Raw genomic sequence first — 24,717 nt, 5'->3', positions numbered from 1 at the left:
TGGCCGGCTCGAATGGATGAATCAGATAGATGGTTCGGATTGATGGAGACAAAGCCGGTGAGCGGGCTTACCCGCCGGTGAACCGGCCTAACGTGTACCACCCGCGTACCACCCACGAGGTCGACGTGAACACTATTACAAACGCGCAAACCGCAGACACGCAGGACCGCCCGGGTCGCACCGCTGAGACACCGGCCAAGGCGATGCCCGCCTATGAGCAGATCAAACGCTATGTGATCAGGCGCATCAGCGAGGGCGACTGGAAGCCAGGCGGCCTGATCCCATCAGAAACGGAATTGGTTAAAGAGTTCGGCGTCGCGCGCATGACGGTATCGCGCGCGCTGCGTGAGCTCACCACCGAACGCGTGCTGACGCGCGTGCAAGGCTCCGGCACGTTCGTCGCGCCGCAGCGCTACGAATCCACGGTACTGGAAATCCGCAATATCGCCGACGAAATCGCCGCGCGTGGCCATCGCCATTCCGCGCGCGTGCTGACGCTCGAACCCAGCGACGATCCACACGCGCTCGAAGCGCTCGGTCTCGCCAGCGGCCCGGCGTTTCACTCGTGCATTGTGCACAGCGAAGAGGGCGAGCCGATCCAGTACGAAGATCGCTATGTCAATCCGAAGGTGTTCCCCGAGTACCTGGAGCAGGACTTCACGGTCGAGACGCCGAATCACTACATGGTGCGGCTCGCGCCGATCCAGCGCGCGGAGTTTCGTATCTATGCGCAGAAGCCCGACGCGTATGTGCGGCGGCATCTGATGATGGATATCGGCGAGCCTTGCCTGCAGTTATGGCGCCGCACATGGGTCGGTGACGATGTGGCGACGTCGGTGCAACTGTGGCATCCGGCATCGCGTTTCCATCTGGCGGGCAACGTGTGAGTGGCAGGAGGCGGGCGAGGGCACGGCGGCGTGCGCGCCGCTAGCCCTGGCGCTGCGACAGATCAGGGGTGAATCGGCAACCCAGCCGATATCGCGAGCCCGGATGTACGAAACGCGCGAACGTGACCGCAACGCCGCTTGTCCATGTACGGCGCATCAGCGTGAGGCACGGCTCATCGGCACGAATTTCCAGCCACTCGGCTTCGGCGCGCGTCGGCAGACCCGCGTCGACGACATGCTCGACGTCGTGGGCCGGCACGGTTTCGAACAGATACTCGGACGGCCTTGCCGTGGAAAAATCCTGCTTCAGGAAGTCCGGCGCCGTGACCGGATTGACGTAGCGGTCTTCGAGTTGCACCGGTAGACCGTTCTCGCGATGCACGCAAATCACATGGAACACGGATGCGCCGGGCGCAAGCCCTAAAGCGTTCGACACCGTCACCGGTGCCGTTTCGCGTTGCGAGAGGACGGTGTCGTAACTATATTCGTGACCCCGCGAGCGGATCTCGTCGCCGATATGGGCGATCATCAGCAACGTCGATTGCGGCTTGGTTTGCGCGACGAACGTACCGACGCCGGACACACGGGTGACGAGGCCTTCATCGGCGAGTTCGCGCAGCGCGCGGTTCACTGTCATGCGCGACACGCCTAACGTCGCGACCAGGTCCAGCTCTGACGGCAGACGGTCGCCCGCTTGTCGCTCGCCCGATTCGATGATCTGGCGGATGTGATTCTTGACCTGTTCGTAGCGGGCAGCCGGTGCATCAGTTGCCACGCGCGCGGTTTTCATCGCCGCGGCGGGCGGGGTGTCGTGAGCTTTGCTGCGGAAGGTGGAGGACATCGGCGGCCCTTGCGCTACAGTCCGTTTGAACTGCATGAGTCAGCCGAATCGAGAGGGCATCGGCGCAAGTTCATACCGGCTCCGCATCATCCGGACCGCGCGCCCAGAAGGCGTTGCGGTCAAAGTAGTTTTGCAGGAACTGCCGCAAGCGCGGCTGCCCGGCATCGTGAAAGACTTCGCGTGGCTTGCCTTGCACGGCGATGCGCCCCTGATCGATGAACATGACCTTATCGGCGACCTGCGCGGCAAAACCCATTTCGTGCGTGACGACAGCCATCGTCATGCCGTCGCGCGCGAGCTGCTTCATCACTTGCAATACTTCGCCGACCAGCTCCGGATCGAGCGCCGAGGTCGGCTCGTCGAACAGCATGATGTGCGGCTCCATTGCCAGCGCGCGGGCAATGGCAACGCGCTGCTGCTGGCCGCCCGAGAGTTTCGACGGGTAGGCGTCCCCCTTATGCGCGAGGCCAACGGTTTCCAGCATCGCATTGGCACGGCGGCGCGCTTCGTCGCGTGACAGACTGCGCACGCGCAGCAAGGCTTCCATCACATTGCCGAGCGCGGTCATGTGTGGCCACAGATTGAATTGCTGAAACACCATGCCGACATTGCGCCGCACGCGATTGATCTCGCTTTGCGACGCTCGCACGCGCTTCCCATTGCGCTCGCTATAGCCGAGCAGTTCGCCTTCGATGCGCACGTCGCCCTGATCGTAGGTTTCGAGCGCGGCGAGGCAGCGCAGCAGCGTGCTCTTGCCCGAGCCCGACGGGCCGATGATGCAGACCACTTCGGAGCGGGCGATCTCGAGATCGACGCCGCGCAGTACTTCGACTTCGCCGAAGCGCTTACGCAGGTCGCGCACTTCGATCAGCGGCGCGCCGGGCGGCGTATCGAAGGCAGCGGTGGAAGTGGAAGACGGCATGTCGGCGATAGCGTTCATAAGATGGTCCGGATTCCGTTCATGCCATGAAGCGCGCGATGCGGGTTTCGGCCCACATGCCCGCGCGCGAGGTCAGTTCGACCAGCGCGAGATAGCACACGCACAGCACCAGCAGCGTTTCGACAAATGCGAAGGTGGCCGAGCCGATGCCGGTCAGCACGAACGTGAGCTCGGGGACGGTGACGATCGACAGCACCGCGGTTTCCTTGCTCAGCACGATAATCAGATTGGTCAACGCAGGCACGATCAGCACCAGCATTTGCGGTACCTGAATGCGCAGGACGGCTTGCCACCGGGTGAGTCCGAGACAGGACGCCGCTTCGAGATGACCCGGCGGCACCGATTGGAAACCGGAGCGGAAGGCTTCGGCGAAATACGCGCTGCCGTATAGGCCCAAGCCGAGCACACCGGCTGTCATCGGTTCGAGCGTGAGGCCGAAAGACGGGCCGCCGTAGTACAGCAAAAACAGCTGCACCAGAAATGGCGTGCCGCGAAACAGTTCGATATAGAAGCGCAATACGCCGCGCACCCAGCGTCCGCAAAATAGCTGCAGCACGGCGATGAGAAAGCCGATCAGAATGCCGATCGCGACGCCCGCGGCCCAGGTGCCGAGCGTGGTCGCAAGACCGGCGGCAATCGGCTGCAGGTTGTGCGTGATGACGGTGGGGTCGAGCTTTTGCATGGCCTATTTCAGTCTCGAGCTCAAGGTGGGTCAGGCGTGCTGCAAACGGTATTCGGCGGCATGCGCGACGAGCGCCAGCGTGCCGCAGATCACGAAATAAATCAGCCCGGCCGCGACGTAGGCTTCGAGCGGCCGATAGGTGCTGGCCGCGATGTTCTGCGCAGTGCGGGTCAACTCGGCCACGCCCACCACCGAAATCAGCGACGAAGCCTTGATCAGCAGCACCATTTCGTTGACGAGCGAAGGCAGCGTCAAGCGAAACGCCTGCGGCACCAGAATGCGCCGCAGCATATCGAACGGTGACAGTCCGAGCATGCGTGCGGCTTCGAGATGACCCGGCGGAATGCTGAGAAACCCACCGCGCAGAATCTCGGCGATATAGGAAGCGGAACACAGCGACACGGCGCTGATCGCCGCGACGATGGGCGATACATTGATCCCGGCGAACGGCAGCAGGTAATACACCAGCAGCAGTTGCACCAGCATCGGCACCCCGCGAAAAAAGAACACATAGGCGCCGCCGAACATGCGCGCCCAGCGCTTCGGGGAGAGACGTGCAGCACACACGCCGATCGCGACGAAGAAGCCGATCAGGAGACCCGTCAGCGAAATGCCGATGGTAGCGAGCGCCGCATGCAGCAGCAGCGGCAGGCCCTGAAGGAAGACGGTCGTGCTGAACATAAGAGCCGCACTCGCTAGATCAGTGCATTAATAGTTCGGCGCCGGCATTGTTGTCGGCGCATCCATTGCGACCCCGAACCACTTTTTCTGCAAGGTCGCGAGGCGCCCGTCGTTGTGCATTTTCACGAGCGCGGCGTTGAAGGCATCGGCGAGCGGCTTGCTGTCCGCGTCTTTACGCAGGCAGTAAGCAAAGTACACCTTTGCGCCGAACGGCGGCTGCACTACGGCGAAGGTTTCAGGACGTTGTTTGGCGACGTACGCGATGTTGGTCATCGAGTTCGCGACCGCTGCGATGCGGCCGGCGGCGAGATCGGCGTAGGCTTGATTGTTGTCGACGTATTCGCGGATTTCAGGCGGCTTCGGCAAAGTGGCGACGTAAGCCTTCAACTGATCGAGCTGGGCCGAGCCCTTGCCCGCGCCGACCGTCTTGCCGGCGATATCCGACGATTGCTTGACGGCGGAGTCGTTGGCGCGCTTGAGCAGCGCGTCGGTGGCGTCCGCGATCGGCAGCGTGTACGTGTAGCGTTCCATACGCGCCTTCGTAACCGTCAGCGGGCCGCCCACCATATCGAACTTGCCGGCTTCGAGACCCGGCAGCACGCTCGGCCACGGCAGGTCGATGAAGCGAACCTTCACGCCCATTTCCTTGCCGACCTCGGCGAACAGGTCCTTGTTGAAGCCCGCTTGCTGGCCGTTCTCAAGGAAGTCGAACGGCGCGAACTGCATCTCGGTGCCGACCACCAGTTCGCCTGCTTTCTTTACTTTGGCGAGTTGGTCTTCCGCGTGAGCGGTGACGCTTGCCGCGCACAACGCCAGCATAACCAAACGACACTTCCAGCCTGCAAGGATGCTCATGGGATTCTCCGGTTGGCAAAGCGGTGTCGCGCGAAAGCGGTTCGTCAGTAGGGACCGGCGCGAGTCATGCGTTGCAGTATATACCGCAGTTTTCGCGCGAAATAAATAAACTCGCGAGTAGAGAAAAGCCCTTACGTGAAGGCGTGCAAAGCAACTTGCGGGTCCGCTTTTGGCGGTATATACAACTGGAATGCGCGAGGCACGCGAACCTGTCGCGAACGATTCATCAGCCTCTTTCGTCAGTTGAATTGACTAGCCCACCAGGGAGCAATGCAATGCCCGTGACCCGCATTCCGATCATCGACCTTGCCGGCGTGCGTGCCGGCGACCCGCAGGCTTTGACGCGAGTAGCGCACGAAATCCGCGAAGCGTGCACGACGATCGGCTTCTTCTACATCATCAATCACGGCGTGCCGCAAGCGGCAATCGATGCGGCCGAACAGGCGGCCCGTACGTTCTTTGCGTTTCCGGTGGAGACGAAGCGGCGCGCGGCGGTCAATCAACGGCATCGCGGTTTCAACGCTCTCGGCGACGCCACCATGTATCAGGCCAAGCGCCCCGACTACAAGGAATTCTTCAGCATCGGCCTGGAGTTGCCTGAGGACGATCCCGATGTGAAAGCCGGACAGGCGCTGCGAGGGCCGAACAATTGGCCGGATTTCATGCCGGAGTTGCGGCCTGCGCTCTACGGCTATTACGAAGCGGTCGCTGCATGCGGCGCCGACCTGTTGCGTGCGGTGGCCGTGAGTCTCGGCGTCGACGAACATTTCTTCGCGCCGCGCTATACGAAGCGGATGCAGCGCACGCAGATGGTCTACTACCCGCCGCAGCCGCCCCAATCGGACGCGGATCAGTTCGGCGTCGCGCCGCATACCGACTACGGCTGCATTACCCTGCTGTGGCAGGATCGGGTGGGGGGCTTGCAGGTGCGCGAGATCGCCAACGATACGTGGGTCGATGCGCCGCCGATCGAGGGCAGCTTCGTGGTGAACGTCGGCGATCTGCTGGCGCGTTGGACCAATGACCGCTTCCGCTCCACCTTGCATCGCGTGATCAATGCGTCGGGGCGCGAGCGCTATTCGATCGCGACGTTCTACGATCCCACGTACGGTGCAACGGTCGATCCGCGCGAACTCGGTACGAGCGATGCCGAACTCAAGTACCAACCGGTCGCAGCGGGTGACTACATCCTCGGGCGGATCAACGATTCGATGGGTTATCGCAAGAAAGCGGCAACTGAAGGCACGCAAGGAACCCCTGCATGACAGATAACAGTTTGGCAAACGGCGCAACCCATGGCGCAGCGCCGCTTTCCGCGACGCTCGACGCGCTGCGCGCCGCGCTCGGCGCCGACGCGGTGCGCGTTGGCGAGCAGATCGGCGAACACGCGATGACCGACTGGACCCGCCACGACCCGACGCGTCCCGCCGCGCTGCTTTTGCCGCGCAGCACGGAAGAAGTCTCGCGTGCGCTGGCCATTTGTCACGCAGCGCATCAACCGGTGGTGCCGCAGGGCGGCATGACCGGTCTCGCGGGCGGCGCGATTGCGCGCGCGACGGATATCGCGTTGTCGCTGGAACGGCTCACCGGCGTCGAAGAAATTGACGCAGCGTCGGCCACGCTGACCGTGCGCGCCGGCACGACCTTGCAAACCGCGCAGGAAGCCGCCGCCGAAGCGGGCTTCGAACTCGCACTCGATCTGGGCGCACGGGGTTCGTGCCAGATCGGCGGCAATCTGGCGACTAACGCGGGCGGCAATCGCGTGATCCAGTCGGGCACCGCGCGCGATCAGGTGCTCGGTCTCGAAGTCGTGCTCGCCAACGGCGACGTGCTGACTTCGCTCGGCAAGATGGTCAAGAACAACACCGGCTACGATCTCAAGCACTGGTTCATCGGTTCGGAAGGCACGCTCGGTGTGATCACACGCGCGGTGTTGCGGCTCCATCCGCCACGCGCGGCGCGCCACACGGCGCTCGTCGCACTCGACGATTACGCCGCCGCCGTGAACCTGCTGCGCCGCCTGTCGACGCGCTTTGGTAACGACATCGGCGCGTTCGAGATCATGTGGCCGGATTTCTATGATTTCGGCGTGAAGCTGACGGGCACGCGCTCGCCATTCGCCGATTCGCACCCGCTCTATGCACTGATCGAACACGCGAGTTTTGACGCAAGTGACGACGGCGAACGCTTCTCCGCCGTGCTGACCGAAGCGCTCGATTCAGAAGCGATCCGCGACGCCGTGATCGCGCAATCGGTGGCCGACGTGCGGGCGCTATGGGCGATTCGTGAATGCACCGCCGAGTTTCCGGTGCGGCTCGATCCGATTAACTTCGACGTGAGCTTGCCCATCGGCGAAATCGGCGCTTTTGTCGACCGTTGCCGCGCAGCGCTTGATCAGCGCTGGCCGGGCAACGTGTCGTATTTCTTCGGCCATATCGGCGATTCGAATCTGCATCTCACCGTCGACGGCCATTCGATTCCCGGCGTCGAGCATCACGCGGTGTATGCGTTCGTCTATGAGATGCTGAGGCCGTTGCGCGGTTCGGTATCGGCGGAACACGGGATCGGCTTGCTCAAGCGCGAGTTCTTGCCGATCTCGCGCTCGTCTGCTGAATTGGCTGCGATGGCCGCCATCAAACATGCGCTGGACCCGCACGGCATTCTGAATCCGGGCAAGTTGTTCTGAACAGGGTGTGCCGCGCGCCAGCGGTTCGCGAGCGTAACGCGCGGCTACGCCCTGGCCGTTTCGTCAATGCGCCGCGACGGAATCCATTCCGGTCGACGTGACTGCGGGCTGCGCAGCGGGTGAGGCGAGATAGTCGAGAAGGGCCTTCGCCTCATTCGGATGCTCGGCGTTCACCGGGATGCCCGCGGCATACCGCGTCACGGATTGCACCGACTCAGGAATCTTTCCGACGAAGGTGACGCCCGGCACCGGCAGCACTTCGCTGACCTGCTGGAATCCTACTTCGTAATCGCCATTGGCGACCACCGAGGCGACCGGGATCTTCTGAATCCTCTTCGCCTTGGCTTTCACCTGATCCTCGATGCCGAGCTTCCTGAAGAGCTCGCGCTCGATATAGACACCGCTCGCACTGTCCGAGTAGGCGATCGATCTGGCGTGGAGCAAGGTCTCTTTCAGCGCATCGACGGAGCCGATATCCGGTTTCGGCGCACCGCTACGCACGACCATACCGATGCGGGAATCGGCGAGCTCGACGCGCGATCCGGGAATCACCTTGCCTTGCTTGATCAGCTCGTCGAGCGCGTAGCCGACCATGATGACCACGTCAGCGTGCTCGCCGCGCTCGAGCCGGTTCGGAATGGCTTCGGGTGATTTGCCCATCGAAGGCCCGAGTATGGTGTCGAGCGTATTGCCCGTCGACGCCGTGAACTTGGGGCCGAGCAGTTTATATGCGGCGGTAAAGCCGCCCGAACTCATCACGCGGAGTTCGGCGGCCTCTACGTGTGCCGTTGCAACGGTGCCGGCCAGCAGCCCGGCGGTCAACAAGGTCTGAAAGAAGGTTTTCATCCGGATAAGCGTGGCAGTCTGATAGGAATAAAGGCGTGATCGGCTCACGAGCCCAGGCAAGCCGACCACAAAACGTGGCGACTCGCCGCCCTTATACATACCACACCTGAACCAGCGCCAGCACAGCGAGCGGCGCGCAACACTTGCACGCGCTTACGGGATACGCTGCCTCGACCCAATCGCAACGCTGCGCTCAACCTCCGTCAATGCGCATTCAGATACCGCGCAATCACCGGATAGACATCCACCGCCGCATTCTTGCCGAGGATGCAGTCGATGTGCCCATAGTTGGGAATCAGATGCCGCTCGTACGGCTGCTCGGGCCATTGTTGGACCAGCATGTCATAGGTCAGCAAGGTGCTCTTCGGCAGATAGGTTTCGTTTTTCTCGCCGTGAATGAAGCCGATCGGCAGGCGCAAGCCGTCCAGGCCCTTCATGCCGTCCGCGCCGCTCAGGTAGACGTCTTTGCCGTCGGCATCGACGACCTTGCCCGCTCGCACCATCGCAGCGAGATGCTTGAAGACGGCGATGTCGTGCACGCCGAGCAGTTCCTGCAGATTCGCATGAAGCGTCTCATTCAACTGCTCGTGTTCGTAGAGCAGGCCGTAAAGGAAGGTTGCCCGGTGGCAGATAGGGCTGCCGCAGCCTTGTTTATGACTGAGCGGGTAGAGCCGCAACGCTTCGTCGAGCAGGTTCTGGGGCCACGACCTGTGCTCCGTAAAAGCGGTCAGATCGAGCACGCCGAGATGCTGCATGATGTCAGGGACGTGCAACCCGCACTTGATCTTTTCCAGCGTGCCGGGCACCGGATGCGCGGAGACCTGCGAGATGACCGCCGAGCGCACGCCCTTGAGGCCGTGCAGCAGCGACATGGTCAAGGCCAACCCACCCATGCAGTGGCCCAGTACCTGAATGTCCGGCACCTTGGTCAACTCCCGCACTTTGGCGACCGCGGCCGGAATGTCCTCACGAGCGACCTTGTCGACATTGGTCGGCACCATCACGCTCGGCATTTCGATGCTGACGCGCAGATCGACGAGCCACACGTCGTAGCCGGCCGCACAGAGATACTCTACCAGGTTGGTGCCGATCAGATCGGTGGAGTAGATCCGGCTCGACACACCCGAGCCGTGGATCAGCAGCACGGGGCGCAGCGGTTTGTCGGACGGCCCGGCGTAGCGCGTGAGTCGAAGCCTGGTCCCGTCGGCTGTGTCGAAGAAGACGACTTGCGGCGCGGGCGCGCGCAGCGCGCGCTTGAGGCGCGGCTCGGCCTTCGGATCGTAAAACTGCAAGGGCGCGGCCACGCCGCCGTATTCGGTGAACAGCACGCCGGCGAAAAACTTGCCGAACTTCAAGGTCCATTCAAGGCGCGATGTCAGGTCAGGGGTGTTGGTGACCTCGAGCGTGCGTTGCTGCTTGAGGAAATTCTCGGGCGTAATGATCAGCGTTGCCTTGCCGATCGCTGGCGCATCCGCTTGCGCCGAGTCGCGGAGTTCGGCGTAGAGCGTGTTGGTCTGCTCCCAAAGATTGATCGGCGACGTACGCGTGATGATTTTCTGTCCCGTCAGGTAGTACTTCTTGCCATCCGTGGAATTGAGCGTCATGCGGTAATTCATGTTGCGCTCGTCCACATCCGATTCGTCGACCACGAACAGATTGAAGGTGCCGTCCGTGATCGTCATCGGTTGCGCCGAGAGCGCGGGGCAGGTCAGCGTGCCCGTAGTGTGGGCCAGATGTTGCGGATTGCTCAGCATATCGGCCAGATCGTCCGATTCCACCGTCAGCGTGAATTGAATCGGGCTGGTGGCGGCTTCGCCCGCCACGGCCGGCGTATACGTACCGATCATCGTTTCGGTGAAACGCAGGCCGATCTTCTGGGGCGTGGGCGTAGCGGCCGTGCCCTTGGCCTCGTAATCGATGTTCCAGCCGCGCGCGTTGGCGAGCAGCGCGCAATTGCGTTCCGCCAGCGCGGAAATCGTCAGCAGCGGATTGACGCCGAGCGACATCGGCATGACCGCGCCGTCCATCACGTAGAGGCCTTCGTGCACCGCATTTCCGCTCGTGCCGCTAAAGACTCGCCCCTCATGATCGACGACGCCACGCGCCGCATCCTCGCCCATCCCGCAGCCGCCAAGCGGATGTACGGTGACAATCTGATTGCCGAGCAATCTGGTCGAAATCGGATTGCGCATGTATTTGCCGCCGAGCGGCGCCTGCGCCTTCTCGAGCGTTTCTTCGACGGTCTGGAAGATCGGCTGCTTGCCGGCGTTCGGCCAGGCGATGCGCGCCCTGCCTTTGTCGTTCACGCTGATCTGGCCGCTTTCGTCGTCATGCGCCATCACCAGGTAGGTTTGCGTGTGATTGAGCGCGCCGTGATAGGGGCCGCGCAGGAAGCTCTCGATCACGCGCGCGTCGTAGCCGAACGGTTCGTCGTCGGCGCGCGGCGCGGGAATGTCGACGCCTTCGAACGGCGCGGCGCCGCCGAGCAGGGCGACCAGCGCGGCGCCGACCGGCCCGGCGAGCGAGCCTTCTTCGATGACGAAGCCGTCAGTCACGTTAGCGGTGTTGCGGTGGTCGATGATGCCGGTAATCGTCGGCCCGACCGGTGGGATGTCGCCCTTCTTGTGGGCGCCCCAGCCGACGCCGTTGATCACCTCCTCGGTGTTGTACGCGAAGGCGAGCACGTCGCCGTTGCCGGTGAGGTGCTGGCCGAGCATGTCCGACACGCTCAAGCCCTCCTTGCGCGAGCGCAGCAGCAGGGCGGTCGAACCGATCGTGCCGGCCGACATGATGACGACATCGGCGCTCACGAACAGATCGGGTGCGTCATAAATCTCGCGGCCCAGCTTCACTTCCTGAAAGCGCACGATCCACTTTTGCGTGGCGGCGTCGCGCAACACCGAATGCACTGCGGCGCCCGTAAAAATATGGGCGCCGTGCGCGACCGCATCGGGAAGGTAGTTCATGTGTGTCGAATTTTTCGCGTCGTAGTTGCAACCCGAGTTGCAATCGCCGCATCCGACACAGGCTTTTTGCTCAACGCCCGCAGCGTTGATGCGGTCCTCGAAAGTGACCGTGACCGGCGGCGGATAAAAGCGATCTTCCATGCCCAGCGCCTGCGCGGATTTTTTCAGCGCCAGCAGTTTCGGCAACTGCAAAAAATCGCCGGACACCGCCGACGGCTGCAGCATGGCGCGAGCCAGTTCGTAGCCCTTGTCGCGTCCCGCCTTGTCGGCGCGGAGCGCAGCGGGCCAGCGGTCGTCGTCCCATAAGCGCGGTTCGGCTTCGAGCGCAACATTCGCGTTGATCAGCGAGGTGCCGCCCAGTCCGCAACCCACCACCGCATTCACGTCTTCATTCACATGCACTTCGAGCAGCGCGAGCGGTGAGCCAATTTGCGCGAGGGCGGTGTTGTATTGCACCTCGGCGGCGCCTTCGATCGGCGTGCGTGGATAGTCGCCGGCCATAAATTCGCGCCCGCGTTCCAGCACGCACACGTTTTTGCCGGCACGTGCCATGCGGCTCGCGGCAATCGCACCGCCATATCCCGATCCCACCACCACCACGTCGTAATGCGACTGCATTGCTGTCAGGGCGCTTGATAAGCGGTTCATTCAGACCACCTCGTCAGGAAGGGGATGCCGGGTAGGGGAACCCGGACTTCGGAAGGAAGACGGCGTGCGGCTGCGGCTTTTTTATCGTAGGCGGTGCGCGATGACAAAAAAAGGCGCATCGTACGTGGCGCGCGACACTTGCGTGGGGCGTGCCCGATTTCCGGGGAGGGGAAAAAGCCGCCGTCGGCCGACGCCGGTCTGTCAATGCGCTTTTAGGCGGCCACTTCATTCATTTCGCTGTCGCTCGATTCGGCGGCGAGCAGGTTCAAGGCGATCAGAATCGCCGCGCGGTTGTCGAGATCGATCTCGATGCCGAGCACGTCGATCAGCCAGCGGCCGATCTTGGTATTGGAAAATTCGTCGGCCCCGGCCGTCTTTTTCATGGTGACGCCAAGTTTGACGGCGCGATAGTGATACGAGGGGACACGATGCTGAGCAGCGACTGCCGAGAGGCCGCCTTTTCCTTCCGAGCACCAGCCAAGGCTGCCGGCCAGCACGATGCGCTCCGGCTCGTCGAGGCTGTCGATAAAAGTCCGGGCCGCGAGCCGCACGCGTTGTTCGTCGAGGCCGTATTGCAGCAACACGCTTTCGACCGGGTCTTCCAGCGCTTGCGCGTGCAGATCGATTTCCTGCGCCATGCCATCGTTTTCCATCGACACGTTGCGTTGATGGCCGGCGCTGCGCAGACAGTCGATCAGGTAACGGCGAAAATACGCGCACAGTGCGTAGCCGTTGGACGGCGCGCTGTCGGCGCAGGCATTCGTTTCCGTGTGGCCGGGCGCGAGGCGCAGAACTTTCGCGTAGATGAACTGCGCGACCAGTTCTTCCTTGTCTTCACCGAGCGCCTGCAGTTCAAGCGGGTGGTAGGTGCGTAGCGCCCGCTTGACCAGATCGACCATCGACACCATCTCGTCGGCGGACAACTGGGTACGCCGACGCCACAGGTCGGGCAGGATCGCATCGTCGAGATTGCGGACGAACGCGTGGCTCGGAACTGCGCCCATGAAAACCTCCATAAAGGGTTAGGCAATGAGCGCGGGGAGCCTCGACTGCAGGCAATGAAAGGGGTGTTGGAACTTTTGAGCCGCGCTGGAATGTGAGGCCAGTATGGTTTCCGGCGGGCGCTTCGCCTATATGGATTAAGTGGTAGCTGATGGGTAAACTGCCGGGTAAACCATCCGCGCGTCTGCCTGTTCGCCGTCTGATGACCGTGCGCTGCACCAAAAGGCTGCAGCGCGCGATGGAGCACCGCAACACCTGATGCAGCAACTCTCGCGCAGCACGTCAGGCCCGCCGTGCCTGCGTCGCTGAGCTTGCGTCCTACGCCATCGAATCCGGTCGACAAAGGAGACCGCATGATGCGGGCTGATCCAATCCAGCGTGCAATCGACGAAGACCTTGTGCGCGTGCTGTACGCGCAAGATCCCATCGCCTTCTTTTCGCACTGGTTCTCGATTGCGGTGCTGGTGGCGATCTACTGGCCGCACGTGCCGTCGCCGCCGCTGTTCATCGCGTGTTTCGGGTTTTATGCGGCCGCCAATTGCGGTGGCCTGGCGCTTTGGATCTGCAATCGCCGCTACCCGCACCTCGCGACGCCACGCGGCTGGATCAACCTGCATGCGCTGCGCGGCGTGCTGCTGTACAGCGCGCCGGGGCTTGCGGTGTGGTTCGCGTTCCAGAGTCCTCAAGCCGATTTGCCGCTGCTGCACACCGTGATGATCGTCACGCTGGCGGCCGGCGTGTTCATGTCGAACGGCTTCGATCTGCTGAACTTTTCGACCGCGATTCCGTTTCTGCTGTTTCCGGCGATCGTGCTGCATTTCGGCACGCATACGTTCGACCGGACCATTCTCGCCATCGTCCTCGCGTTCTTCTTCTGCGCGATCAACGTCTATGCGGTGAGTTATCGCAAGCTGTTCCAGCAGGTCGTGCAGGCGCGCGTCGATCAGCAGTATCTGGCGGAGTCGCTGGCGGCGCAAAAGCGTGTCGCCGAAGAGGCCAGTCTTGCCAAAACGCGATTTTTTGCAGCCGCGAGCCACGATTTGCGCCAGCCGCTGCATGCAATCGGATTGCTGGCGGCTTCGCTCAACGACTCGGCGGCGACGCTCGTGCAGCATGCCAGGACGGCTCAGCACATCGTTTACAACGTCGAGGCGTTGAATCAGCTGTTCAACCAGGTGCTCGATCTCGCCCGGCTCGAAAGCGGCGTGACCCAGGTGATCCGCTTGCACTTCCGGCTGTCGGAACTGTTCGAGCGGGTCGGCAGCCAGTACCGTCCGCAGGCGGCGGCCAAGGGGCTGGCGCTGCGGATCGCGCCGTCTTCGGTGGTCCTGCATGACGATCCGGTGCTGCTCGAACGTGTGCTGAGCAACTTGCTCTCGAACGCAGTGCGCTACACCGAGGAAGGCGCGATCTGGGTCGGCTATCGTCGAGCAGGGCGTCATTCGGGCGGCTATATCGAGGTGCGCGATTCCGGCATCGGCATTCCGGTCGAGGAACACGAACGCATCTTCGAAGAGTTCTACCAGGTCGCCAATCCGCAGCGCGACGCGCGTCAAGGGCACGGTCTGGGCTTGCCGACGGTGAAGCGCCTCGTCGAAATGCTCGGCGGCGAGTTGCAACTGCGCTCGGCGCCGGGCCGGGGCTCGGTGTTCCGCTTTCCGGTGCAGGTGGGCGACGCCGGCGGCATTGTCGCGAGCCTGAACGAGGCGGTGGCGGGCGGACCGTCGGCGCAGGGGCGGCGCGTGCTGTGCATCGACGATGAGCCGTCGATTCTCGAAGGCCTCACGAGTCTGTTGGGACGCTGGGGTTGCATCGTGCGTGGCGCACGTGACGAGGTCGACGCGCTCGTCGCGCTGGAAGACGGTTTCGTACCGGATGCCGTGTTGTGCGACTACCAGCTGGCCAATCACCGAACTGGCGCGCAAGCGCTCTCGGCCGTGCGCAATATGCTGGGGCGGGCGGGTCACGACGGTGTAGTGACCTTGCTGATCACGGGCGATATGGCCTCGGCCGAACTGGCGGCGCTGGCCCTGCAGGGTATTCCGGTGCTGCACAAACCGGTCACGCCGGCGCGGTTGCGGCGGACCCTGGAAATGCTGTGGCAGCAGGCGGAACTGGATAAGGGGCGGGCGGCGTGAAGCGTGACATGAAGGGCGGCGGCATAAGCGCCGCCCGTCGATCCGCTATTACAGGGTTTTCCCGGCCTCGAGCCAGCCGTTGATCACGGCGATCGCCGTGGACCGGTTGTGCACGCCGAGCGCCCGGAAGATCACGGACAGATGCACCTTGACCGTCCCTTCCGCGACGCCCAATTCACGCGCGATCATCTTGTTGGTCCAGCCGCGATGCACCAGCCGCATGATGTCCTGCTGTCGCGGCGACAGGTTCTCCAGCAGATGTTGCTGGTGCGGCTGCAGCGCCGAGATTTGCGTGATCGGTTCCGTGAGTGCCGTACCACCCTGAGTCGGGGCGTGCCCGGCGTCATGGGCGGCAAGCTCGGCGGGCGCTTCGGCGCGCACGGGTGCGGCTTGCGTCTCGCGCGAGCCCAGCAGGCTGAGTGCCTCCATCGGCACATAGGCGCCGCCTGACAACACCAGCTCGATCGCCTTGAGCATGACGCTGGCGGGTTGCCGCTTCGGCACGAAGCCGAGCGCGCCCGCGGCCAGCACCGCGCGCATCTCGTCGGGCGACTCTTCGGCGGAGAGCACGACGACCGGCAATGCCGGGTTCGCCTTCAACAGCACTTCGAGCGACGACGCGCCGGTCATACCTGGCATATGCAGGTCGACGATGGCGAGGTCGTGGTCGGCGTCGGGCCGCGCGGCGGCGGCGAGGGATTCCCAGCTATCGGCTTCGTCGAATTGCGCGTCGGGATCGAGCCCGCGCAATAGTCCTTTGACGCCTTGCCGGATCAGTTCATGGTCGTCGGCCACAAGAAACTTCATGATGTCTCCGCGAGTCGGGACTGCGCGTTGTGGACTGCCACGGTCGTGCTGCTGGCTCTACTTCCCGTTTTACTTCTATTCTCGATTCGCGTCATTGCCGGCTACCCCGCGATCATATGCCGATCGGTGGTGCGGCGCGCCTTCCGGTTTGCCGCACGAATGAACATCTATTTATGTAATCGCCGGCTGGTTCGATGCACCAGCATTATGTGTAAGGTAGGTCTCCCGCGCATAGGTTCCGGCTTGTTACGAAGACGAGCCGCACGGCGCAATTTTTGAAGCCGTCCACGCGGGAATCCGCAGGTTATGCGCGCCAGATGAAATTAGGCAAGTGCATGATTCACTTGATTGCAAATAACGTCGCATTCATCAGAAGCTTGAACGCGAAGCCGAGCGACATCGCTGAGGCAACGCCTAAGCACCATAGCGCGACGAACCACAGCCAGCCGGGCAGCCGGCGCCCCGGCGTTTGAGACGCGCCGCGTGCGGCGCTGTCGCCCGTGTTCTTAGTGATAGTGATGTTGGTCGCCATGACGCACCTTGCCACGAAATACCCAATAACCCATCGTCGTATAAGCGATGATGACCGGCAGAATCACTGCTGCGCCGACTAGCGTGAACATCTGGCTCGAGCGCGGCGCAGCGGCTTCCCAGAGCGTCATGCTCGACGGAATCGCATACGGCCACAGGCTCACCAGCAGCCCCGCATAACCGAGCAGCACCAGCAGGAGCGCCAGCACGAACGGCGTGTTGTGATGCCGCGCACGCACCGCACGGTGCATGAAGAACGCGCAGATCGCCACGAGGAACGGCACCGGCAGCAGACGGTAGAACAGATTGTCGTGGAACCAGCGCTGCGCGATAGTCGGATCTTGCAGCGGCGTCCATAGGCTGACCATCGCGATGAAGCCGAGCAGCACGAGCGTTAGCGGCCACACCACGCGATGCAGGCGGCGTTGCAGATCGCCTTCGGTTTTGGCGACCAGCCAGCAGCAGCCGAGCAGCGCGTAGGTGATCACCAGACCGAGACCCGTCAGCAGACTGAACGGCGTGAGCCAGCCGAAGGCGTCACCCGCATAGCCGCCGTCGATCATCGGAATGCCTTGCAGGAACGCGCCCAGCACGATGCCCTGAAAGAACGTCGCGCCTGCCGAGCCACCGATGAACGCCAGATCCCACAGATGTTTCGTGCGCTTGGCCTTGGCGCGAATCTCGAACGACACGCCGCGGAAAATCAGGCAGACGAGCATGAAGATCAGCGGTAGATACAACGCGGACAGCACGGTCGAGTAGACCACCGGAAACACCGCGAACAGCGCGGCGCCGCCGAGTACCAGCCAGGTTTCGTTGCCGTCCCACACGGGCGCGACGGTGTTCATCATCAGGTCGCGTTCTTTCTCATCGGGGAAGAACGGGAAGACGATGCCGATGCCCAGATCGAAGCCGTCCAGCACCACGTACATGAATAGGCCCAGCGCGATGATCGCGGCCCACGCTACGGTTACGTCCATTTTCTTTCTCGCAAGCAGGAAGTGAAGCAGTGAGGTCAGGCGGCGTCGATCATGTGATCGGCGGCGGACAGCGGGCGGCGCGCGGTCTGATTCGGCATGTGCTCAGCCACGCCGTGCGGTGTCTGTCCCGGCAGTGCCGGACCCGAGCGCATCAGTTTGAGCATGTAGTAGATGCCGGTGCCGAACACGAGGAAGTAGACGACCACGAAGGCCATCAGCGAGATGCCGACCTGCTGCGTGGTGAGCGGCGATACGGCCTGCGAAGTGCGCATCACGCCGTACACCACCCACGGCTGACGGCCTGCTTCAGTGGTGACCCAACCCGCCAGCAACGTGATGAAGCCGGTCGGGCCCATGGCCACGGCGACGCGCTGGAACCACTTCGCTTCGAACAGGCGTTCGCGGCGGCGCAGCACCCATGCGGCCAGCGACATCAGGATCATCAGCACGCCGAGCCCGGCCATGATGCGGAAGCTCCAGAACACCACCGTCGAGTTCGGTCGGTCTTGCGGCGGGAATTCCTTCAGGCCGCGAATTTCGCCATCCCAGCTATGCGTGAGGATCAAACTGCCAAGGTGCGGAATCGATACGGCATAACGCGTGGTCTCCGCCTGCATATCAGGAATGCCGAAGAGATTCAGCGCGGTGCCGCCTTTCTCGGTTTCCCACAGACCTTCGATCGCGGCGATCTTGGCCGGCTGATATTTGCGCGTGTTCAAACCATGCTGATCGCCGACGAATGCCTGGATCGGGGTGAGGATCAGGAGCAGCCAGAGCGCCATCGAAAACATCTTCTTGACGGCAGGATCGCGCCGGCCGCGCAGCAGATGCCATGCGCCCACCGCCGACACCACCAGCCCCGCGACAATGAATGCCGCGAGCGCCATATGCGCAAGCCGGTACGGGAACGACGGATTGAAAATGATCTTGAACCAGTCGAGCGGCACGACGTGGCCGTCGACGACTTCAAAGCCTTGCGGCGTTTGCATCCAGCTATTGGACGCGAGGATCCAGAAGGTTGAGATCAGCGTGCCGATCGCCACCATCAGCGTGGCGCCGAAGTGGGCGCGCGGACTCACGCGCTGCCAGCCGAACAACATGATGCCGAGGAAGCCCGCTTCGAGGAAGAACGCGGTCATGACCTCGTACATCAGAAGAGGTCCGGTGATGGGCCCCGCGAAACTGGAGAAGCCAGACCAATTGGTGCCGAACTGATAGCTCATCACGACGCCGGACACGACGCCCATCCCAAAGGCGACTGCGAAGATCTTCGACCAGAACAGGCAAAGATCTTTGTAGTACGCCTTGCCGGTTTTCAGCCAGCGCCATTCGAGGACAGCGATAAAACTGGCGAGGCCGATGCTGAGCGCCGGAAAAACAATGTGAAACGAAACAGTGAACGCAAACTGAATGCGGGCGAGATCGAAGGCCGAGATTGCGGAGTTCATGAGCGTGAAGGTCGTGACGCCCGGGAGGGCGGACTACGCGCGTCGACCGTTGTCGGTGCGCACTGCGCTGGGCAGATGGCGCAAGAGTAGGGGATGAGGAAAATTTTTGCTGCAATGCGACGTGCGTCAAAAAACCACGTTGTTTTGCACGTATTTTCGTTTTTGAGACGGCAAAGCCTTGATAGGTATCAAGTTTTCCTGAGTACGTCCTTGCGTGCGTCTCTCGGGGTCTGCGCGGAACTGCGGCAATAGACCGCGCTGCAACAACGTGGCTCTGGCGTCTTTGTGGTTAAGTCCTGCGCTGCGGATGCCGCATTCCAGACATGTCAGTCAGCAAGAGATCGCCGCACCAGGCGGCGCGGGCGCTCAACAGCGCGCGGCGAAGCCTAGGCGATCGAGATAAACAGCTGCTTGCCACACGCGGCCGCGTATCTGCGCAGCGTATCGACAGAAGGCGAATGCTGCCCCGACGCAAGCGCGCGTTCCAGCCGGGTGATGGCCGGCGCTTTCGTGCCCATGCGCTCGGCGACTTGCGCTTGCGTCAGGCCGGCTTCGCGGCGCGCGGCGAGCATCTGGTCGAGCAGCGCGAATTCTTCGCGGTTCAGCCGCTCGTATTCGGCGCGTACTTCGGGATCGGCGAGCGCCTGCTCGCGCATTGCCTTATAGGTTGCCATTTCTGATCTCCAGCAGTCTTTTGCGCGCGACGTCCAGTTCGTTACGCGGCGTTTGTTGCGACTTCTTCACGAAGCTGTGAAGCATGACGATTTTCCGTTCCACGATCGAGCAGTAGAACACTCTGGCGATGCCTTCCGCGCCTTTGAGGCGCATTTCGAACAAGCCACCACCCATTGATGCGGTGTGCGGCTCGCCGAGATTCGGTCCGTATTCCTCCATGCGATCGGCCAACGCGATGAAGCGTGCAAGCAGCGTTTTCGGCAGGGAAGCAACGTTCACTTTGACCTTTTCGTTGTAGAAGTCGATCGTAAATGCCATTGGATTCAATGATAACAAATATGTTATTAACGCGCAAGCAAGCCACCTCGCAGTTTGTTGCTGTCAGTCAGCAAAAACTGGGCGCATTGCCTGGCAGGAAATCGAACGACAGGACGAGGGCGAAAGCAGGACCGCGATGAGCGGTTACAACGGCGTTGGCGCAACCAGGGTCATTCGTCGCCATCCGACAATAACGCCGTTCGCGCCGACTTTCTATTAGCCGGTTAGCTAGCCAACAGGCTAGTTTGCTTCTAACATGCAAGCAGCTAACCGGCGGTTCCTTCGGCGTCATCGCATACCTGAAATGGATGCACGCCGCATCGCCATCCAGTTTCATTCCTGATAGTCATTTCGAACACCACGTGAACCGACCGGTTCTTCGTGCGCCCGTCATCAAAATGCGTTGCAGACCGTGTCATGCTTGAGCAAGCGTCTCATCGTGCATCGACTGGTCGTTCCCTCGCATGCTCCGCTCACGCGCGTCGAGTTCGTCCTGCATTCGCTGTTAACGGTTTTCGTTGGGCGGCACGGCTTGTGCTGCCCGACCGGTTTGAGCGTCACGCTTCATCCACCTGCCGGTGACGGCAGACTTCATCCAAAAGGAGTCGACAGATGAGCACGATCACCACGAAAGACGGTACGGAAATTTTCTACAAGGATTGGGGCAAAGGGCGCCCGGTTGTCTTCTCGCACGGCTGGCCGTTGTCCGCGGACGCCTGGGACGCGCAGATGCTGTTCCTCGGCAGCAAAGGCTTTCGTGTGATCGCGCACGACCGGCGCAGCCATGGCCGTTCAGCGCAGACGTGGGACGGCAACGACATGGACACCTATGCCGACGATCTCGCCGCGCTGATTGAACACCTCGACCTGCAGGACGCCACGATGGTCGGCCATTCGACCGGCGGCGGGGAGGTCGCGCACTACATCGGCCGTCACGGTACGAAACGTGTCGCGAAGGCTGTGCTGATCGGCGCGGTGCCGCCGCTGATGCTGAAGACTGAGGGCAATCCGGAGGGCACGCCGATCGACGTGTTCGACGGCATCCGCAAGGGTGTCGAGGCGGATCGCTCGCAGTTCTTCAAGGATCTTGCGTTGCCGTTTTACGGCTATAACCGTCCGAACGCGAAGGTGTCGCAAGGCGTGATCGATTCGTTCTGGGCACAAGGCATGGTCGGGTCGATCAAGGGCTTGTACGACTGCATCAAACAGTTCTCCGAAGTCGACTACACGGAAGACCTGAAGAAGATCGACGTGCCGACTCTGGTACTGCATGGCGACGACGACCAGATCGTGCCTATCGATGCTGCAGGCCGCAAGACTGCGAAGATCGTGAAGAACGCCACGCTCAAGGTCTATCCGGGCGGGCAGCACGGCATGTGCACGGTGGAGGCGGACAAGGTGAATGCCGATCTACTTGAGTTCATCGGCTCGTAATGCGTTGATGTAGCAAGTGCGGCTGGCGAGGGGCGATTGTTCCGCGCTGGTGCTGGCCGCGCCCGTACCCGCGTACGGCGGTCGCCGCTCAGGCAGTTGGCCAGCCGATGCGCGCCGCTCGGCGCAATGTCGAGCGAACCACCAACCGGTGGAACGGAGCGATGGCGAGGATATAAAAACGCCCAAGCCCGTTGTGACAGTGCACGACCGTGGACAGAATCAGATAGCGCGCGCTGCCCTCGTGCGTATCGCGCGTTTGCTGCAATATCGAAAGCCGGAAGTCCAGATGGCTGTCGTTCTCGCCGAGAATGATCTCGCGTGCGCTGCGCGCGTAGATTCGGAAGAAGTCGACCCGATCCCTTGAGCCGGGTGGATTCGCGATGCGCAACTGTTTCGACGTCTTGAGCCCGAGGCGGGCGACTAACGCATCACGCAACCCCAGCAGTTTCGCGATCCATCTCGCCTGATGGGCGAACATAAAGCGCGCGAGCAATTCCGGGTCGTCGATTGCGTTGTCCGGCAAGCGGACGGCGTACGCGTCTGCGAGGTCCGGGGCATCGTACATGCGGGCCACGCCGGATTCGGCCGGCACGGCAACGGAAAGCACGGAACGGTTGGCATCTGGCATAGGAAGGTGCTGCGCCGAAAAGAGATCGAGGTGGACAGGGCGATTTCGCCGCGGGGTGCCGCAGTTCGATCGCGCACTTGCGCGTCAAGTCTACGCGTGCTCGACGGCGCGCGCTCAAGCATCGGTGTCTATTGCGGCAACCGGCCGCATGCGCTGGATGACGTATGCGGCAGGCATCAATATGCGCATCAAGTTATACGACGTCACATAAATTAGTGGCGACGCATGTGTTTGTTTGCAAAAGGCAAATCGCCATACATGTCAAATTTGTACGGGTAAATGCCTGGTTGAAATCCACCTTGGAATCGAAGATAGTACGTTATCGTACAACTAAGGGCTGGTTCCAGCCCGTTGCCGCCACGGCTCGACTGCTTGCCGTCCACCGGCTCTAATCGCGCGCGGCGCTGTAAAGGATCCTTATGAAGAAGATTGCCCTGAGTGGAGCCGGCGGCCAGCTCGGCTCGGTAGTGCGGACGGCGTTGGTCGGCCGCGGCATCCCCTTGCGTTCGGCGGCGGGTTCGAAGCCCCTCGTGCCGCTGGTGGAAGGTGAGGACGTGATGCACGGCGACCTGCGCGACCCCGCCGTCGTGGATCGCCTGCTGAAGGGTGTCGACGTGCTGATTCACTTCGCCGGCACGAGCGTGGAACGTCCGCTGCCTGAAATCATCGACAACAACCTGCGCGCGCTGGTCGAGGTGTACGAGGGTGCGCGCCGGCAAGGCGTTCGGCGGGTGGTGTTTGCCAGCTCGAATCACGCGATCGGCATGTATCCGGTCACCGAGAATCTCAGCCTCGATTGCGCACTGCGTCCGGACGGTTTCTACGGCCTGAGCAAGGTGTGGGGTGAAGCACTGGCAAGAATGTATTGGGACAAGCACGGCATTGAGAGTGTTTGCGTGCGCATCGGCAGTTGCCTCGAGCGGCCCACCGAGCAGCGACACCTGAGCACCTGGTTCGGTCATCGCGATCTGCTGCATTTCCTCGACCGCTGTGTCGAGGCAGAGGACTTCGGCTTCATCACCGTGTGGGGCGTGTCAGCCAACACACGTAGCTGGTGGGACAACAGCGGCGCCGAGCGCCTCGGTTATCAACCGACCCAGGACGCCGAAGCCTACGCCGAGGAAATCCTGGCACGGCCGAATCCGCTCGATGCCTTGGGTCAGCGTTACCAGGGCGGCAGCTTCGTCGGCATCGATTACTCGCGCGACGACGCAGCGAGCAGCGACACCGCAGGCCAGCCGTCCTGATTGATTAAGGAATACGAGGAGACACAGTCATGAAAATCAAGGGCATCCGCTGGTGGATGGTGAGCCTGGTCGCGGCCGGGCTCATCATCAATTACCTCGCGCGCAATACGCTGTCGGTTGCGGCGCCGACGCTGATGAAGGATCTCAACATCACCACCGCGCAGTATTCGCATGTCGTGGTGGCGTGGCAACTTTGCTATGCGTTCATGCAGCCGGTCGCGGGCTATGTGCTCGACACCGTCGGCACCAAGATCGGCTTTGCGGCGTTCGCGCTGGCCTGGTCGCTGGCCTGTGCCGCGGCGGCATGGTCGACGGGCTGGCGCAGCCTGGCGTTCTTCCGTGGCGTGCTCGGTATCGCCGAAGCGGCGGGCATCCCGGCCGGCGTTAAGGCGACGAGCGAGTGGTTTCCGGCCAAGGAGCGTTCCGTTGCGATCGGCTGGTTCAATATCGGCTCGTCCGTCGGCGCGCTGCTTGCGCCGCCGCTGATCGTTTGGGCGCTGTTGCACGGTCAATGGCAATGGGCTTTCCTGATCGTCGGCGTGGCGGGGATTGTCTGGAGCGCGCTGTGGATGCTGCTGTACAAGCATCCGCAGAAACAGAAGCTGTTGAGCGACACCGAGCGCGATTACATTCTCAGCGGGCAGGAGGCAAAGCACAGCGACGCCGGCGCGGTTAAACGCAGTTGGGCTTCCATGCTCGGCAGCCGCGACTTCTGGGCAATCGGCATTCCGCGGATTCTTTCCGAGCCGGCCTGGCAGACCTTCAACGCGTGGATTCCGTTGTACATGATGACCGAGCGGCACATGAACCTGAAGGAAGTCGCGCTGTACGCGTGGATGCCTTTTCTTGCTGCGGATATCGGCTGCGTGCTCGGCGGCTATCTCAGCCCGCTGTTTCATAAGTACGCGAAGGTATCGCTGTTCACGTCGCGCAAGATGGTGTTCGTTGTTGGCGCGCTCTGCATGATCGGGCCGGCTTGCGTCGGGCTGGTGGCAAGTCCTTATGCGGCCGTCGCGCTGCTGTGCGTTGGCGGCTTTGCTCACCAGACCCTGTCGGGTGCGTTGTACGCGATTACCTCCGACATGTTCGGCAAGAACGAAGTTGCCACTGCTACAGGCATGGGCGGCATGGCGGGTTACCTGGGCGCGGCGGCGTTCACGGCGCTGTTCGGCGTGCTGGTCACGCAGATCGGCTACAGCCCGTTGTTCGTGGTGCTGGCTGTGTTCGACATCATTGCGGCTGCTGTGGTGTGCCTGCTGGCCCGAAGCGGTGATAAGACGATCGACCCGCGCTGGGTGGCAGCGACTGTAGCGGCCAAGTGAGTCACGGTTAGGCCCGGGCCGCGAATGGCGTCGGGTAAAAAAAAAATGGCGGCGCCCTCGGGCGCCGCCATTTGTTTTACCTCGCGCTTTAACCCTTAACCCTTAACCCTTAACCCTTAACCCTTAACCCTTAACCCTTAACCCTTAACCCTTAA

At 62.2% G+C, this 24,717-nt stretch carries 22 protein-coding genes; 7 read left to right on the top strand and 15 right to left on the bottom strand.

From position 1 onward, the window contains the following. Positions 1–203: 203 nt before the first annotated feature. Complete coding sequence (hutC, locus tag M0D66_RS24450) at positions 204–887, top strand: histidine utilization repressor (protein ID WP_093646454.1); 684 nt, start codon at positions 204–206, stop codon at positions 885–887. Positions 888–927: 40 nt separating this feature from the next. Here hutC (M0D66_RS24450) and hutC (M0D66_RS24445) read toward each other — a convergent pair whose 3' ends face one another. The 5 genes from hutC (M0D66_RS24445) to M0D66_RS24425 all read right to left on the bottom strand — a co-directional run bounded on the left by hutC (M0D66_RS24445) (position 928) and on the right by M0D66_RS24425 (position 4,886). Further along, a complete protein-coding gene (hutC, locus tag M0D66_RS24445) occupies positions 928–1,728 on the bottom strand; it encodes a histidine utilization repressor (protein ID WP_266211762.1) in 801 nt (266 codons plus the stop codon). A gap of 70 nt (positions 1,729–1,798) precedes the next feature. Then, positions 1,799–2,668 (bottom strand): amino acid ABC transporter ATP-binding protein, encoded by an 870-nt coding sequence (locus tag M0D66_RS24440; RefSeq protein WP_054040256.1) that lies wholly within the window; start codon positions 2,666–2,668, stop codon positions 1,799–1,801. A gap of 19 nt (positions 2,669–2,687) precedes the next feature. Further along, positions 2,688–3,350 (bottom strand): amino acid ABC transporter permease, encoded by a 663-nt coding sequence (locus tag M0D66_RS24435; RefSeq protein ID WP_054040254.1) that lies wholly within the window; start codon positions 3,348–3,350, stop codon positions 2,688–2,690. A gap of 30 nt (positions 3,351–3,380) precedes the next feature. After that, positions 3,381–4,031 carry an amino acid ABC transporter permease gene (locus tag M0D66_RS24430; protein ID WP_054040252.1) on the bottom strand — a complete coding sequence of 217 codons (651 nt, stop codon included), beginning with the start codon at positions 4,029–4,031 and terminating at the stop codon, positions 3,381–3,383. A 27-nt stretch (positions 4,032–4,058) separates the two neighbouring features. Continuing rightward, positions 4,059–4,886, bottom strand: a complete 828-nt coding sequence (locus M0D66_RS24425; RefSeq protein ID WP_093646392.1) for a transporter substrate-binding domain-containing protein — start codon at positions 4,884–4,886, stop codon at positions 4,059–4,061. Positions 4,887–5,161: 275 nt separating this feature from the next. Here M0D66_RS24425 and M0D66_RS24420 point away from each other — a divergent pair, with 275 nt between their 5' ends. Next, positions 5,162–6,151: an isopenicillin N synthase family oxygenase gene (locus M0D66_RS24420; RefSeq protein WP_211703509.1), complete on the top strand. Its 990-nt coding sequence runs from the start codon at positions 5,162–5,164 to the stop codon at positions 6,149–6,151. Further along, positions 6,148–7,572, top strand: coding sequence for an FAD-binding oxidoreductase (locus M0D66_RS24415; protein WP_266211761.1), 1,425 nt, complete (start codon positions 6,148–6,150; stop codon positions 7,570–7,572). Before M0D66_RS24420 ends, M0D66_RS24415 begins: the two co-directional genes overlap by 4 nt. Positions 7,573–7,635: 63 nt before the next feature. Here M0D66_RS24415 and M0D66_RS24410 read toward each other — a convergent pair whose 3' ends face one another. From M0D66_RS24410 to M0D66_RS24400, 3 genes are all read right to left on the bottom strand, one after another. Then, entirely contained in the window at positions 7,636–8,418 is a 783-nt protein-coding gene (locus tag M0D66_RS24410; protein ID WP_266211760.1) for a substrate-binding domain-containing protein, read from the bottom strand. 203 nt (positions 8,419–8,621) lie between these two features. Then, positions 8,622–12,032, bottom strand: a complete 3,411-nt coding sequence (locus M0D66_RS24405) for an alpha/beta fold hydrolase (RefSeq protein WP_266211759.1) — start codon at positions 12,030–12,032, stop codon at positions 8,622–8,624. Positions 12,033–12,244: 212 nt separating this feature from the next. Beyond that, positions 12,245–13,036 carry a hypothetical protein gene (locus M0D66_RS24400; protein WP_093646402.1) on the bottom strand — a complete coding sequence of 264 codons (792 nt, stop codon included), beginning with the start codon at positions 13,034–13,036 and terminating at the stop codon, positions 12,245–12,247. A gap of 354 nt (positions 13,037–13,390) precedes the next feature. Here M0D66_RS24400 and M0D66_RS24395 point away from each other — a divergent pair, with 354 nt between their 5' ends. Beyond that, complete coding sequence (locus M0D66_RS24395) at positions 13,391–15,172, top strand: hybrid sensor histidine kinase/response regulator (RefSeq protein ID WP_200653865.1); 1,782 nt, start codon at positions 13,391–13,393, stop codon at positions 15,170–15,172. A gap of 48 nt (positions 15,173–15,220) precedes the next feature. On the opposite strand, the gene M0D66_RS24390 is transcribed toward M0D66_RS24395, so the two are convergent. The 6 genes from M0D66_RS24390 to M0D66_RS24365 all read right to left on the bottom strand — a co-directional run bounded on the left by M0D66_RS24390 (position 15,221) and on the right by M0D66_RS24365 (position 19,931). Further along, a complete protein-coding gene (locus tag M0D66_RS24390) occupies positions 15,221–15,979 on the bottom strand; it encodes a response regulator transcription factor (RefSeq protein WP_093646405.1) in 759 nt (252 codons plus the stop codon). A gap of 340 nt (positions 15,980–16,319) precedes the next feature. Then, a complete protein-coding gene (locus M0D66_RS24385; protein WP_093646407.1) occupies positions 16,320–16,511 on the bottom strand; it encodes a hypothetical protein in 192 nt (63 codons plus the stop codon). After that, positions 16,486–17,490 (bottom strand): cytochrome d ubiquinol oxidase subunit II, encoded by a 1,005-nt coding sequence (gene cydB / locus M0D66_RS24380; protein ID WP_266211758.1) that lies wholly within the window; start codon positions 17,488–17,490, stop codon positions 16,486–16,488. The genes M0D66_RS24385 and cydB overlap by 26 nt, the downstream gene beginning before the upstream one ends. A 35-nt stretch (positions 17,491–17,525) precedes the next feature. Further along, positions 17,526–18,938, bottom strand: coding sequence for a cytochrome ubiquinol oxidase subunit I (locus M0D66_RS24375; protein WP_093646412.1), 1,413 nt, complete (start codon positions 18,936–18,938; stop codon positions 17,526–17,528). A gap of 386 nt (positions 18,939–19,324) precedes the next feature. After that, a complete protein-coding gene (locus M0D66_RS24370; RefSeq protein ID WP_093646414.1) occupies positions 19,325–19,612 on the bottom strand; it encodes a helix-turn-helix domain-containing protein in 288 nt (95 codons plus the stop codon). Next, a complete protein-coding gene (locus M0D66_RS24365) occupies positions 19,599–19,931 on the bottom strand; it encodes a type II toxin-antitoxin system RelE/ParE family toxin (protein ID WP_054040239.1) in 333 nt (110 codons plus the stop codon). Before M0D66_RS24365 ends, M0D66_RS24370 begins: the two co-directional genes overlap by 14 nt. Before the next feature lie 612 nt (positions 19,932–20,543). Here M0D66_RS24365 and M0D66_RS24360 point away from each other — a divergent pair. Further along, positions 20,544–21,365, top strand: a complete 822-nt coding sequence (locus M0D66_RS24360; protein ID WP_054040238.1) for an alpha/beta fold hydrolase — start codon at positions 20,544–20,546, stop codon at positions 21,363–21,365. Positions 21,366–21,453: 88 nt separating this feature from the next. Here the strand turns inward: M0D66_RS24360 and M0D66_RS24355 are convergent, their stop codons facing one another. Then, entirely contained in the window at positions 21,454–21,993 is a 540-nt protein-coding gene (locus M0D66_RS24355) for a DUF2867 domain-containing protein (protein WP_266211757.1), read from the bottom strand. 419 nt (positions 21,994–22,412) lie between these two features. On the opposite strand from M0D66_RS24355, the gene M0D66_RS24350 reads away from it, so the two are divergent. Both M0D66_RS24350 and M0D66_RS24345 read left to right on the top strand, forming a co-directional pair. Beyond that, positions 22,413–23,240, top strand: coding sequence for an NAD(P)-dependent oxidoreductase (locus M0D66_RS24350; protein WP_266211756.1), 828 nt, complete (start codon positions 22,413–22,415; stop codon positions 23,238–23,240). Positions 23,241–23,269: 29 nt separating this feature from the next. Then, complete coding sequence (locus tag M0D66_RS24345) at positions 23,270–24,562, top strand: MFS transporter (RefSeq protein WP_266211755.1); 1,293 nt, start codon at positions 23,270–23,272, stop codon at positions 24,560–24,562. Positions 24,563–24,717 lie beyond the last annotated feature (155 nt).

The organism is Paraburkholderia sp. SECH2, from assembly GCF_030464795.1.
GTDB lineage: Bacteria > Pseudomonadota > Gammaproteobacteria > Burkholderiales > Burkholderiaceae > Paraburkholderia > Paraburkholderia aspalathi.
The sequence above is the reverse complement of the archived record's forward strand: the minus strand, read 5'-3'. Positions and strand labels throughout refer to the sequence as shown.